Here is a 13593-nt window from a genome sequence, read left to right on the forward strand (position 1 = left end):
GGAAAACTAAAGCTATTCACCTCTCCTTTTTTCTTAAAAGTAGGCATCCGTTTGAGTGGTTGGTTTTTATCGAATGCGTCTTTAAAGGCGCGTTCAAGCTGTTTTAATGTTTGTTGGATAGTTTGTGCGGGCGATAGTGTTAAAAAGCCATACTCCTCGCTTTTTTTCCAAAGTTTGGAAAAGAAATCCAACTCTTGGTAGTAGCAAATTTTTTGTTTATTCTGTAACTTAAATAAGTTAATCGCTAAGGCTTTATTCCACAAGAATCGACAATTTCCCGCATATTGCGCCATTTTAGCGTTAATATCGGGTGTTGTTTTTAAACGAAATTTATAAGCTTTGCGAATAACCATACTGTTATTATATACAGTATGATTAAAAAGGAACAACCCACTTAGTCGCTTCGCGACTATTGCCTTATATCACCGACCTAAAGGAGCGGTGTTTTACGGCAAAAGTTGATAAAAAATATTAATATAAGTATTGCTGCGGCTAGCGCATGATAACGTAACGTTTTAAATTCCAAATTATGCTGTGCTTTTTTTGATCCTTTCAAATAGTGTAGCACTAAAAAAGCGCAGACAAGCTGCGCTTTTGATGTTTACATTTAATAGTAATATTAACCAATAGGTTATATTTAACTATTTTGCTCTCTCGCAATAGCACGATATGCAATATCAGTACGATATTCCATGCCATCCCAGCTGAGTTGCTTTATTAGCTCGTAAGCGCGTTGCTGCGCTTCGGTTACGGTATTACCCAGTGCGGTGGCACATAATACACGTCCGCCCGCAGTTACTACGTCATTACCGTTTTGTTTAGTACCAGCATGAAATACTTTTTCGCCAGCAGGGTAGTCAACCTGTAAACCCGATATAACATCGCCTTTAGGATAATCACCAGGATAGCCTTTAGCGGCCAGTACTACACCAACGGCTGCACGTGGATCAAACTCAATGGTGGTTTTATCCAGTTCAACACGATTAGCCGCTTCAATTAACTCGACTAAGTCTGATTGCAACCGTAGCATCATAGGTTGAGTTTCCGGGTCGCCAAAACGACAGTTATACTCAATTACTTTTGGCGTGCCATCGGTATCTATCATTAAGCCAGCGTATAAAAAGCCTGTGTACGGATGACCCTCGCTCGCCATGCCCTCTACCGTTGGGTAAATCACTTCGTTCATAATACGCTGATGAATTTCATCGGTAACTACTGGCGCAGGTGAATAAGCACCCATACCGCCAGTGTTAGGGCCAGCATCGCCATTGTAAGCGCGTTTATGATCTTGGCTAGTGGCAAATGGTAATACGTTTTTGCCATCTACCATCACAATGAAAGACGCTTCTTCACCTTCTAAAAACTCTTCGATAACTACGCGGCTACCAGCATCACCAAAAGCATTACCCGCAAGCATGTCACGAATAGCATCTTCAGCCTCGGCTTCAGTCATCGCAACAATAACGCCTTTACCTGCGGCTAAACCATCTGCTTTGATTACAATTGGCGCGCCTTTTTCTTTTAAATAAGCAAGGGCAGGGGCAACCTGTTCAAAGGTTTGGTAATCGCCACTAGGGATATTGTGACGCGCTAAAAAGTCTTTAGTAAACGACTTTGAGCCTTCAAGCTGAGCTGCGCCCGCTGTTGGGCCAAATATAGCTAGGCCGTGTTCACGAAACTTATCAACCACACCTAATACTAACGGGATCTCAGGGCCTACAATAGTAAGCTCAACATTATTTTGTTGTGCAAACTGAAGTAAACCGTCTAAGTCGTCAACATTTATTGCAACGTTCTCAAGTTTTGGCTCAAGTGCAGTGCCCGCATTACCAGGGGCTACAAATACTGTGTTTACTTTGGTGTTTTGAGCGGCTTTAAACGCAAGAGCGTGTTCGCGGCCGCCGCTGCCAATGACTAAAACATTCATGGCGAAAAATTCCTATTTAAAGCGGTTTTTTAAATTTCAGCGTCATGCGGTCACTTTCACCAATGGCTTTATATTTATCGGCATCTTGCTCGCCTAAACGTAAGCTTGGTGGTAGCGTCCATACCCCTTTAGGGTGATCGGCTGTATCTTTTGGGTTAGCATTTATTTCACTACTAGCAACTAATTCAAACCCAGCTTGTTTAGCTATTTCAATTACGTAGCTTTGCTTCATGTAACCACTGCTTTTTTGATCGTCATCGGCGCGTGCTTCAGGCAATCTATGCTCTACTACACCTAAGGTGCCACCTGGCTTGAGCGCGGTATAAAAAGATTTAAACGCACTAAGTGCGCCGTCTTTATTTTTACCCATATACCAGTTATGCACATTTCTAAAGGTAAGTATCATATCGGCGCTATTTGCAGGGGCAAGTTCGGTGTGAGTAACAGGAGCAAACTCAGTTACTATTACTTTACTAAAGCGTGGGTCTTGCGTTACTTTTTGTTCAAACTCAGAGCGAGAACGCTGATAAAAGCCAGTCGCATCTTTTGGAAAATGCGCGGCGTAAAATTTGCCATTATCTTTGAGTACAGGCGCTAAAATTTCGCTGTACCAACCACCACCGGGCGATATTTCTACCACGCTCATATTCGGCTTTAAGCCAAAAAATGCCAGCGTTTGTGCTGGATGACGAAACTTGTCACGCTCACTGTTTTTAGCAGCGCGCTGCTCATCGTTAAGTGCATTAGCAACTAATGAGTTTTCACTGTGGTTATGAGCCAAGCTTGCTGCAGAGCTAAGCGCAATAGTGGCGACAAGTATAGATTTTAAAGCAAATTTCATCATTTTATTCTTCACTGTTAGTTTAATGAACAATCAGAATACGTTAATTGATTGCAAACAAACAGAGCTAAACTCAAACTTCAGTGTTTAGCTCTATAAGTGATTAGTGGCGGAAGTGGCGCATACCAGTAAGTACCATTGCCATGCCAGCTTCGTCTGCTGCGGCAATCACTTCTGCATCACGCATTGAGCCACCTGGCTGAATTACTGCCGTTATGCCAGCGGCTGCAGCTGCGTCAATACCATCACGAAATGGGAAGAATGCATCCGATGCCATAACTGAACCTTTAACTTCAAGGTTTTCATCTGCTGCTTTAATACCAGCAATTTTAGCCGAGTAAACGCGGCTCATTTGGCCCGCGCCTACACCGATTGTCATACCGTCACGGGCATATACAATGGCGTTAGATTTAACAAATTTAGCTACTTTCCAGCAAAATAATAAGTCTTTAAGCTCTTGCTCAGTAGGTTGACGCTTAGATACAACTTTTAAATCGCCTTGCGTTACCATGCCTAAGTCGCGGTCTTGCACTAAAATACCGCCATTAACGCGTTTAATGTCTTGTCCTGCGGCTTTATCTGTCCACTGTCCACATACTAATAAACGTACGTTTTGTTTAGCCGAAACAATTTTTGCTGCAGCATCAGATACGCTAGGAGCAATAATTACTTCCACAAATTGACGCTCAACAATTGCTTCTGCGGTTGCTGCATCTAACTCTTGGTTAAAGGCAATAATGCCACCAAATGCCGACGTAGGGTCGGTTTTAAAAGCACGTTCATATGCTTCAAGAATATTGCTCCCGATAGACACGCCACATGGGTTTGCATGTTTTACGATTACACAGGCTGGTACGTCAAATTCTTTAACACACTCAAGCGCAGCATCGGTATCAGCAATGTTGTTGAAAGATAACGCTTTACCTTGCAGCTGAGTTGCTGTTGCTACTGAAGCTTCAACAATGTCGTTTTCAACATAAAAAGCCGCGTCTTGATGCGAGTTTTCGCCGTAGCGCATATCTTGCTTTTTAGTGAACTGCATATTGATAGTGCGTGGGAACTTAGTATCTTCGGCGGCTTCCTCGGTGTAATCAGGAACCATTTTACCGAAGTAATTAGCAATCATGCCATCGTACTGAGCGGTGTGCTCGTAGGCTGCTATAGCAAGGTCAAAACGGGTTTTATAGGTAGTAGAACCCTTGTTGCTTTGCATTTCGCTGATCACGCGGTCGTAGTCGCTGGCGTTTACCACAATAGTAACGTCTTTATGATTTTTAGCCGCTGCGCGAACCATAGTCGGGCCGCCAATATCTATGTTTTCAATAGCATCTTCAAGGCTGCAGTTTTCTTGAGCGACAGTATTCGCAAAGGGGTATAAGTTAACTACAACAATGTCGATAGCAGAAATATTGTTTTCTGCCATTACGCTTTCATCTTGTCCGCGACGCGCTAAAATGCCGCCGTGAATTTTTGGATGAAGTGTTTTTACGCGGCCATCCATGATTTCTGGGTGACCAGTGTGATCTGATACTTCAGTGACTTTTATGCCGTTATCAGCAAGTAGTTTACAGGTACCGCCAGTTGATAAAATATCAACACCTTGCGCTTCTAATGCGCGGGCAAATTCAACTATACCGGTTTTATCAGACACACTTAATAGTGCGCGACGAATGGGACGATGTGTATCCATTGTAGTTTGATTTCCTCAGTTTATGAGCTAGCTTAGAAGCGGGCATTTTAACTGATAACAACTCAAAAAACGACTTATTAAGGGTGAGCATTTTGCAATTAGCACTTGTAGCAATAATGCAGCTCCTTATGGATTAACTAAGGTTAAACCTTATGTTATGCATTTATTACTAGCATAATTGAGTACTTAACCTAAATTATGCTTAAAAGGTAACGCCAATCTACATGAATAATACTAACGCTTAGTGACACCAACCAACTAAAACATGAGCATTTTAGCTTATTAAATAACTAACTCAGTGCGTTGAAAATAGCTGCTAAAGATAGGTTTACTAGCTGGAAATCAGGTTAAATAGCAGGCATAAAAAAAGCACCCTAAGGTGCTTTTATATAAATTAACGGCCATAAATAGCTATTAATTTATACCCTATGTATTGGCTTAGTAAGCATGCTTACCAGTCAATACAAAAAGTATTAGTTCATGCCGTATTTTTTAAGCTTTTTACGTAAAGTACCACGGTTGATACCTAGTAAAATTGCTGCACGTGTTTGGTTACCACGTGTATACGTCATTACTTCTTCCAGTAATGGCGCTTCTAGCTCTGAAAGAACAAGGTCGTAAACGTCTTGCACATCTTGACCGTTAAGCTGCTTTAAATAGTGGTGAACAGCTTTCTTTACTGCGTCACGTAATGGCTGCGGTTTCTCGTGTGCCTGAACATGAGGGTTAGTGATAAATGGAGAAGTCACGTTTTGTTCGAACATTATTTAATCTCTTTCTTTCTTAGTTAGCTGCTAGTGTTTTAAAGTATTGCTCTAATACGTCAACTTGTGTAAGTGGGTTGTCGATCGTATTAAATACTCGCCTAAACTGACCATCACGGTCATGGGTTTGCAAATACCAAGATACATGCTTACGAGCAATTCGCGCTCCCATTGGCTCACCGTAAAACGTATGGAGATTAGTTAAATGCTCCATTAAAATACTGCGCACCTCTGCAATAGCAGGTGGCTGTAAATGCTCTCCGGTTCGCAAATAGTGGTCTATCTCCCTAAATATCCAAGGGCGACCTTGGGCGGCTCGGCCAATCATAATGGCATCTGCACCCGTATAATCTAATACCTGCTTTGCTTTTTCTGGTGATGTAATATCACCGTTTGCAACCACAGGAATCGACACCGAACGTTTAATGTCCCTAATCGTGGCGTACTCAGCTTCACCCTTGTACATACATGCGCGTGTGCGCCCATGTACGGCAAGTGACGCTATGCCATAACGTTCAGCTATTCTCGCAATCTCTACACCATTACGGTTATCCAGATCCCATCCAGTACGGATTTTAAGTGTTACAGGTATATCAACAGCATTAACGACTGCATCAATAATCTCTTCCACAAGTTCAGGAAACTGTAATAAAGCAGAGCCAGCGAGTTTCTTGTTCACTTTTTTTGCTGGGCACCCCATATTGATATCTATGATTTGTGCACCATTAGCAACATTGAATTGTGCGGCCTGTGCCATAAGTTCAGGATCAGCTCCTGCAATTTGCACCGCGCGTATTCCCGACTCACCGCTGTGATCCATACGGTTCATCGATTTTTCGGTTTTCCAAACATCAGGATTCGATGATAACATTTCAGACACAGCAAGCCCCGCACCTAAGCGGCGACAAAGTTGTCTAAATGGTCTATCTGTAATACCGGCCATAGGCGCGACAATTACGTTATTCTCAAGTTGGTATTTACCGATACGCACTATATTCAATAGGCCTCTTTTCAAGGGGCGCTAAGTTTACGGTTTTTTTAGCAAAAATCAAAGGCTATAAATTGAACAAAAGTAACTTTTTTTTGCCCTTTTCGTATTGACATTTGATAACCGTATGACAAAGCGGTTTATTTGTTTGAAATTTAAGCAGCTTTTATTTTTAGTATAAAATAGAGATAAATTTTATTTTGTAAATAAATGGTAAAGCCTGTTAAATACAGGCTTCAGATGCTTGTTTTAAGTAAAAGCTCTAAATAGCGTTGGGCAGTGCTTATGCTTTTTTAGTGCCACTTACACGGGTCCAATCACCTTCAATAGCAATGTCGTCCAGCTCAATAAAGGGGGCATAAACATCGGCAACCGATTGCGCTTGCTCGGTTAAAATTCCCGACATAGCTATTTTGCCACCGGGTTTTAATAACCCTAAAATAACACTATGTAGTTCACGTAACGGTTGCGCTAAAATATTAGCAACGACTATATCGGCACTAAATTCAGGTTGGTTTTCTGGCAGGTATACTTCTAATTTGTCGGCAACACCATTACGGTTAGCATTATCTAAGCTCGCTTCTAGTGCTTGTGGGTCTATATCTATACCAATCATGCGCTCTGCGCCAAGTTTAATAGCAGCAATGCCCAAAATGCCCGAGCCACAACCAAAATCAACCACGGTTTTACCGGTTAAATCTTGGCTTTCAAGCCATTTTAAACACAATGCGGTAGTCGCGTGAGTGCCAGTACCAAATGCAAGGCCTGGGTCGAGTAATACGTTTACTGCATCTGGATCAGGAATATCGCGCCAGCTTGGGCAAATCCAAAGTCTTTCGCCAAATTGGATTGGGTGAAAGTTATCCATCCACTCACGTTCCCAATCTTTGTCTTCAAGTTGTTCTATTTTATATGTTAGATTTTGCGCAACTGATTTATCTGCGTTTAACAGCGCTACAACGCTATCCATATCGTGATTAGCATCAAATAAGCCTATTACCGTAGTATCGGCCCAAAATTGCACAGTGCCTATTTTAGGCTCATAGATAGGCGTGTCTTTGGCGTCAATAAAAGTAACCGATGCACTACCAGCTTCAACTAGTAGATCACTAATTAAATCAGCGTTATCAGCGTTGGCGTTAATACGAATTTGGATCCAAGCCATGTTTATTTCCAGATAAAGGGGGTAAATAGAAAAAAGGCCGCAAGAGCGGCCTTTTTAGTTTTAATATGTATTAGCCGCTTATTATTTAGCGTCTAAAAAGCTTTTCAGTAAATCAGAGCGAGAAGGGTGACGTAATTTACGCAGTGCCTTTGCTTCTATTTGACGAATACGTTCACGTGTTACGTCAAACTGCTTACCTACTTCTTCTAAGGTGTGGTCGGTATTCATATCAATACCAAAACGCATACGCAGTACTTTAGCTTCACGGGCTGTTAGGCCAGCAAGTACGTCGTTAGTTGCGCCACGAAGCGACTCCATAGTTGCCGAATCAATTGGCGAATCAATGGTCGTATCTTCGATAAAGTCACCTAAATGCGAATCTTCATCATCACCAATCGGTGTTTCCATCGAAATTGGCTCTTTAGCAATTTTAAGTACCTTACGAACTTTGTCTTCAGGCATCATCATGCGTTCAGCTAATTCTTCTGGATTTGGCTCACGGCCCATTTCTTGTAACATTTGACGTGAAATACGGTTAAGTTTATTAATCGTTTCAATCATATGTACCGGAATACGGATCGTTCTTGCTTGGTCAGCAATAGAGCGCGTAATTGCTTGGCGTATCCACCACGTAGCATAAGTCGAAAACTTATAACCACGGCGATATTCAAACTTATCAACGGCTTTCATCAAACCAATATTACCTTCTTGAATTAAATCCAAGAACTGTAAACCACGGTTTGTATATTTTTTAGCAATTGAAATTACCAAACGTAAGTTAGCTTCAACCATCTCTTTTTTCGCACGGCGAGCTTTAGCTTCACCAATACTCATACGACGGTTTATGTCTTTTATACGCTCAATATTTAAGCCAGTGCTACTTTCAATAACACGTAACTTATTAAGACTACGAATGATCTCAGGCTTAACTTCTTCAAGTTTTGCCGAGTACTTTTCGTTAGCTGCAATTTCTAAATCAACCCAAGTTGCATCCGTTTCGTTATTAGCAAAGTGCTTAACAAACGTTTTCTTTGGTAACTTAGCAATTTGTACTGCTTGTTTCATGATAAGACGTTCTTGAACGCGAACTCTGTCCATCATTTCACGCATGTTATTAACCATGCGATCAAATTGCTTAGGTATTAATTTAAAGGTTTTGAATAACTCACCAATTTCAAATATAGCGGCAAGAGAATCTGGGTGCGAGCGACCTTTAGCTTCAAACGTTTCACGTGCTTTATTATATAAATCACGTAAATTTTCAAAATGAACACGTGCTTCTTCAGGATCTGGCCCTGTGTCTACTTCTTCTTCGTCTTCATCATCTTCGTCGCTGTCGTCATCGTCTTTATCGTCATCATTAAGTTGCTTAGCACTTAATTCTGAACCAATATTAGTTGCTGAAATTGGCGCTGTATCTTCATTAGGATCAATAAAGCCAACGATAATATCGCTAAGGCGCATTTCTTCTGCTTCAAACTTATCCCACTGCTCGAGTAGGTAAGTAATTGCTTCAGGGTATTCAGCAACCGAAATTTGTACTTGGTTAATGCCTTCTTCAATACGCTTAGCGATTACAATTTCGCCTTCACGGGTCAGAAGTTCAACAGTACCCATTTCACGCATGTACATGCGTACCGGATCCGTTGTGCGGCCGATCTCTTTTTCTACGGTCGCAAGGGCTGCAGCGGCAGCTTCAGCTGCGTCTTCGTCTGTCGTTGTTTCTTGCATCATTAGTTCATCGGCATCTGGCGCGTTTTCGCTAACCTTGATACCCATGTCATTAATCATGCTAATGATATCTTCTACTTGATCTGAGTCTATAATATCTTGTGGAAGGTGATCATTTACTTCTGCAAAAGTTAAGTAGCCTTGCTCTTTACCTTTTAGAATCAGAAGTTTTAATTGTGACTGAGGAGTTGGATCCATAGAGATTTTTTCTTCCACTCTGATAAGTTGATACAACAGGCGCCATCATGTAGTTTGCCTTAAAGCTAAACTAGAATAATGTGACGCAGTGAATAGCGTAGTATAACAGTTTAAATCAAATTTGACTAGCTGTTAGTCGCTTTTAACGCTGTCATTAACAAATGACATTCAAGTCTTTCATCGCTATTTAGACCTTGCGTCTTATCCTTTATTAATAGGGTCTCTAGTCGATAATTTAAACACTGATCTTCAATAAATTTAAAAGTATTTTGAAAAACAGTCTCTAAACGCTCTTCATTTATTTGATGTTGCCACGTTGCCAGCTTAGTTAGCGGGTCATAATCGTCAGTGCCTCTAAAAAATTCGAGCAACTGCGCTGTGGTAACATCTTCTTTTTGCAACGCTTGATGTTGTAACCGTAGTAGCAAACCAATGCCGGCAATATTCATTTGTGCTAAATCGGGCAAATAGGGCACGCTTTTCGCCATTTGCGGGTGTTGAATTAAAATACCGATTGCTTGGCGCATGGGGGTTATTTTAAATTTTCGCTCAATAGAATGCTGTTGCTTGGGGGTTTTTAAGCGATTATTAAGCTGCTCACGAGTACGGCCAATTAATCGCCCGAGCTGCTCAAGAATATTTTCTTGATAAAACTCACTAGGAATTTTTTCAATTAATGGCAATGCGGCACTAAGTAACTTGGCTTTACCCGAATCAAGCGTTAAATCTATTTCAAGGCTGAGCTTATTGAATAACACTTTAGTGAAATCATCGGCTGCATTTAATCTTTGTTCAAACTTATCTTTACCTTCGGCTTGTACTAAGGAATCGGGGTCTTCGCCGTCGGGTAAAAATACAAAGTTTAATGCTTTACCATCATTTAAATAAGGCAGTGCGTTTTCGAGCGCACGCCAAGCTGCATCACGCCCTGCACGGTCACCATCGTAACAACAAATTACTTTATCTGTTGTTCTAAATAGAGTGTGCATATGCTCACTGGTTGTTGCTGTCCCAAGTGCTGCAACGGCATATTCAATACCTTGCTCTGCCAGCGCCACCACATCCATATAACCTTCAACAATCAGTACATGGTCGAGCTTTTTATGTGCTTGTTTAGCTTCATATAAACCATAGAGTTCAAAGCCTTTATGAAAAATACGTGTCTCTGGCGAGTTTAAATATTTAGGGCCTTGATCGGCTTGCATTACGCGCCCACCAAAGGCAACAACGCGGCCACGTTTATCGCGAATAGGGAACATTAAACGATCGCGAAAAAAGTCAAACTGTCTGCCAGGTGTTTTTTCTGAGGCGAGTTTTAGCTCTACCAATTGCTCTTTTTGTTCTTTGTTACGGCCAAGCTGTAGGCACAAACCATCCCATTCACTTGGTGCATAACCTATCATGAACTTTTTAACTATTTCGCCGCTTAAGCCCCGGCCTTTAACATATTCAATAACAGCGGCAGAATTACTATGGTGCTTTAACTGGTGTTGATAAAACCTTGCAGTATGGAGCATTAAATCGTAATCAGAGCGTTTTTGCGCTGCAGTACGCTCAGGTGCAGAACCGCTACCTTGCTCACGGGGAACTTCTAAATTAAGTAAACTTGCAAGCTCTTCAATAGCATCAACAAACTCAAGTTTTTCGTATTCCATAACAAACGAAATAGCATTGCCGTTAACGCCACAGCCAAAGCAGTGATAAAACTGTTTATCTTGGGAAACGGTGAACGAAGGCGATTTTTCGTTATGAAATGGGCAGCAAGCTTGGTAGTCTTTACCGGCTTTTTTAAGACCTACTTTTGAGTCTATCAGGTCGACAATATCGGTTCTGGCAAGCAAGTCATCTATAAAATTACGTGGGATCTTTCCAGCCATTAGTAAAATAACGTCCTGAGATAATTAGAATAACAATGAAAGCGAGATTAAGTTTATAACCCTACAAATAAAATCAAACGATTTTATACGCATATATTAATTGCTATTAAATAGGGCGGGTGCAAATAGCACGTTTGTAGATTTGAACACAAATCGGATACAAAAACAAAGAAACCGAGCTCTAGGCTCGGTTTACTTCAATCATACTTAATGTATGTGGGAGTACTAGGCTGTTAATCGTTGCTTAATTAAACCAGAGATTTTGCCCATATCGGCGCGACCTTCAGCTTTGCTTTTGATTATACCCATTACTTTACCCATGTCTTGCATACCTGCTGCGTTAGTGTCAGCAATAGCCGCATCAATGAGAGCAATTATTTCTTCTTCACTCAATTTTTGAGGTAAGAAAGTTTCAAGTGCTACTATTTCATTGGCTTCAATATCAGCTAAATCATCACGCCCAGCATCTTTGTACTGAGTGTAAGAGTCACGACGTTGTTTAACAAGCTTCACTATAACGGAGGTAATACCTGCGTCGTCTAATGTTATTTGCTCGTCTTTTTCACGTTTCATGACTTCAGCAAGTACCATGCGAATAGGGTTAAGACGTAATTTGTCTTTGGCTCTCATCGCATCTTTTTGCGCATCTTTTAGCGTTATTAAAAGGCTCATTTATACAAGACCTAATATATTAGTATAATTTAACGCGACGTGCGTTATCACGAGAAAGTTTTTTCATGTGACGTTTTACTGCAGCAGCTTTTTTACGCTTACGCTCAGCTGTTGGTTTTTCATAGTGCTCGCGACGACGAACTTCTGAAAGGATTCCTGCTTTTTCACATGAACGCTTGAAGCGACGAAGTGCTACGTCAAACGGTTCGTTCTCTCTTACTTTAATTACTGGCATTAAAAATTCACCTACCTAAATTATGAGCGTTGCTCAAGTTGATCAAACATTGATCAAGTGGTTCAAAAATGGTGCGGTATTGTAATCCGAAGCAACACCACATGTAAAGGATAATATTAACAGAAAGCTGGCATCTAAAACAGTGTTAATTTACTTGGCGTTGATACAAACGACAAAAAACTTGCCCAGCCTTTTTTTCTTTAATTAACAACCAGTTGATTGGTGCAGTAAAGGTGCTTAACTCGCTTTCTACCTCAATGTAAATTAAAGCGTCACTGCTTAGCCATTGATTGTTTTCTAGTAAATCAGCGCTCGATTGTGCCAAGTTTTTACGAAATGGCGGGTCAACAAAAACTAGATTAAATGGCTCATTACTATTAATTTGCTCTAAAAATGCCAGTGTATTGGTATGTTTTACGTGTGCGTTTTGCAGCTTTAAAGTGCTAATGTTTAGCTCAATTTGCTTTGCTGCGGCAGCGTCAAGTTCAACAAAAGTAGCGCTTTTAGCAAATCGCGACAGTGCCTCAAAACCTAAACCGCCAGAACCAGCAAAACAGTCGAGCACATTTGCCTCTCGGGTATCTTGCATTAACCAATTAAACACTGTTTCTTTTATACGATCGGTTGTTGGGCGCAGCCCTTGTACGTCTTTAACGGGCAGCTTTCGGCCTCTAAATTGGCCACTGATCACTCTAATAAAGCCATCGCTGGATTTGCTAGTTACTTTATTTTGTGTTGTTTTTTTTCTCATTTAGCTCACTAAAAATTGGTATCTGCTATCTAGCTCAGATAATATTGCAATCATATCATAGCGTATTATTTTTCAACTGCATTAAAAGTGGTAGTATAAGCATCCTAGACAATAGATTGTGCCTTTAAACAGTTTAAAATAGCAGTTAACGCACATACTATTATTATCGTTAGTTTATCAGATTTTTATAAGTGGTTATTAGCAAGTATGGCAAAAAAAAGTAAATTACTGTCTTGGTTAGGTTTTGGTAAGTCAGATAAAAAACAACAAGCGGAACAAAGTGCCCAAGAGGCCGATAACCAACAGCAAGCGCGCTTAGCAGCAGAAAAAGCTAAAGCAGAGCATTTAGAGCAACAGCGACTGGTCGCTGAAAAAGCGGAGCAAGAGGCTGCAGAAAAAATAGCAGCGGAGCAAGTCCAAAAAGAGCAAGCCGAAAAGCTAGCGATTGAAAAAGCCAATGCTGAGTTACTCGCAAAACAGCAAGCCGATGCTCATGCATTAAAGCTAGAGCAACAGCAGCGTTTAGCAGAGCAAGAAGCGCAGATGCGCCTTGAGCAAGAAAAAGCAGCAGCAGAACAAGCAGAGGCTGAGCGTTTAGAGCAAGCACGTATTGTAGCAGAGCAAGCAGAAGTTGAGAATTTAGAGCAGCAAAAGCTTGCAGCCGAGCAAGCACAGAGAGAGCAAGCCGAAAAGCTAGCGATTGAAAAAGCCAATGCTGAGTTACTCGCAAAACAGCAAGCCGATGCTCATGCAT

Annotated in this window: 12 protein-coding genes and 1 pseudogene; 1 reads left to right on the forward strand and 12 read right to left on the reverse strand. The window is 41.1% G+C overall.

The genetic code is table 11. From position 1 onward, the window contains the following. The 12 genes from AAEZ22_RS17165 to rsmD all read right to left on the reverse strand — a co-directional run. Window positions 1-353, reverse strand: a 353-nt coding sequence (locus tag AAEZ22_RS17165) for a helix-turn-helix domain-containing protein (RefSeq protein ID WP_352298157.1), incomplete at its 3' end; no start/stop codon positions are given. A 284-nt stretch (window positions 354-637) separates the two neighbouring features. Then, window positions 638-1927, reverse strand: a complete 1290-nt coding sequence (gene purD, locus AAEZ22_RS17170) for a phosphoribosylamine--glycine ligase (protein WP_011327055.1) — start codon at window positions 1925-1927, stop codon at window positions 638-640. Between the two features lie 16 nt (window positions 1928-1943). Beyond that, on the reverse strand, window positions 1944-2768 hold the full coding sequence (locus AAEZ22_RS17175; protein ID WP_352298161.1) for a class I SAM-dependent methyltransferase: 825 nt from the start codon (window positions 2766-2768) through the stop codon (window positions 1944-1946). 103 nt (window positions 2769-2871) lie between these two features. Further along, window positions 2872-4458 (reverse strand): bifunctional phosphoribosylaminoimidazolecarboxamide formyltransferase/IMP cyclohydrolase, encoded by a 1587-nt coding sequence (gene purH, locus AAEZ22_RS17180; protein WP_011327057.1) that lies wholly within the window; start codon window positions 4456-4458, stop codon window positions 2872-2874. A gap of 473 nt (window positions 4459-4931) precedes the next feature. After that, window positions 4932-5222 carry a DNA-binding transcriptional regulator Fis gene (gene fis / locus AAEZ22_RS17185; protein WP_011327058.1) on the reverse strand — a complete coding sequence of 97 codons (291 nt, stop codon included), beginning with the start codon at window positions 5220-5222 and terminating at the stop codon, window positions 4932-4934. 19 nt (window positions 5223-5241) lie between these two features. Next, window positions 5242-6213 carry a tRNA dihydrouridine synthase DusB gene (gene dusB, locus AAEZ22_RS17190; protein WP_172459251.1) on the reverse strand — a complete coding sequence of 324 codons (972 nt, stop codon included), beginning with the start codon at window positions 6211-6213 and terminating at the stop codon, window positions 5242-5244. A gap of 280 nt (window positions 6214-6493) precedes the next feature. Continuing rightward, window positions 6494-7375, reverse strand: a complete 882-nt coding sequence (prmA, locus tag AAEZ22_RS17195; RefSeq protein WP_089367657.1) for a 50S ribosomal protein L11 methyltransferase — start codon at window positions 7373-7375, stop codon at window positions 6494-6496. Between the two features lie 81 nt (window positions 7376-7456). Beyond that, window positions 7457-9304 (reverse strand): RNA polymerase sigma factor RpoD, encoded by a 1848-nt coding sequence (gene rpoD, locus AAEZ22_RS17200; protein ID WP_011327061.1) that lies wholly within the window; start codon window positions 9302-9304, stop codon window positions 7457-7459. Between the two features lie 125 nt (window positions 9305-9429). Beyond that, a complete protein-coding gene (gene dnaG / locus AAEZ22_RS17205) occupies window positions 9430-11181 on the reverse strand; it encodes a DNA primase (RefSeq protein WP_011327062.1) in 1752 nt (583 codons plus the stop codon). Between the two features lie 225 nt (window positions 11182-11406). Continuing rightward, window positions 11407-11853, reverse strand: a complete 447-nt coding sequence (locus AAEZ22_RS17210) for a GatB/YqeY domain-containing protein (protein ID WP_041454325.1) — start codon at window positions 11851-11853, stop codon at window positions 11407-11409. 19 nt (window positions 11854-11872) lie between these two features. After that, entirely contained in the window at window positions 11873-12088 is a 216-nt protein-coding gene (rpsU, locus tag AAEZ22_RS17215) for a 30S ribosomal protein S21 (RefSeq protein ID WP_002957797.1), read from the reverse strand. 145 nt (window positions 12089-12233) lie between these two features. Then, window positions 12234-12839 carry a 16S rRNA (guanine(966)-N(2))-methyltransferase RsmD gene (gene rsmD / locus AAEZ22_RS17220; RefSeq protein ID WP_011327064.1) on the reverse strand — a complete coding sequence of 202 codons (606 nt, stop codon included), beginning with the start codon at window positions 12837-12839 and terminating at the stop codon, window positions 12234-12236. A 207-nt stretch (window positions 12840-13046) separates the two neighbouring features. Here rsmD and AAEZ22_RS17225 point away from each other — a divergent pair. Beyond that, window positions 13047-13593 (forward strand): annotated as a pseudogene (locus AAEZ22_RS17225) (signal recognition particle-docking protein FtsY); the annotation flags it as partial.

The organism is Pseudoalteromonas sp. 20-MNA-CIBAN-0454, assembly GCF_040308685.1.
GTDB classification, from domain to species: domain Bacteria; phylum Pseudomonadota; class Gammaproteobacteria; order Enterobacterales; family Alteromonadaceae; genus Pseudoalteromonas; species Pseudoalteromonas nigrifaciens.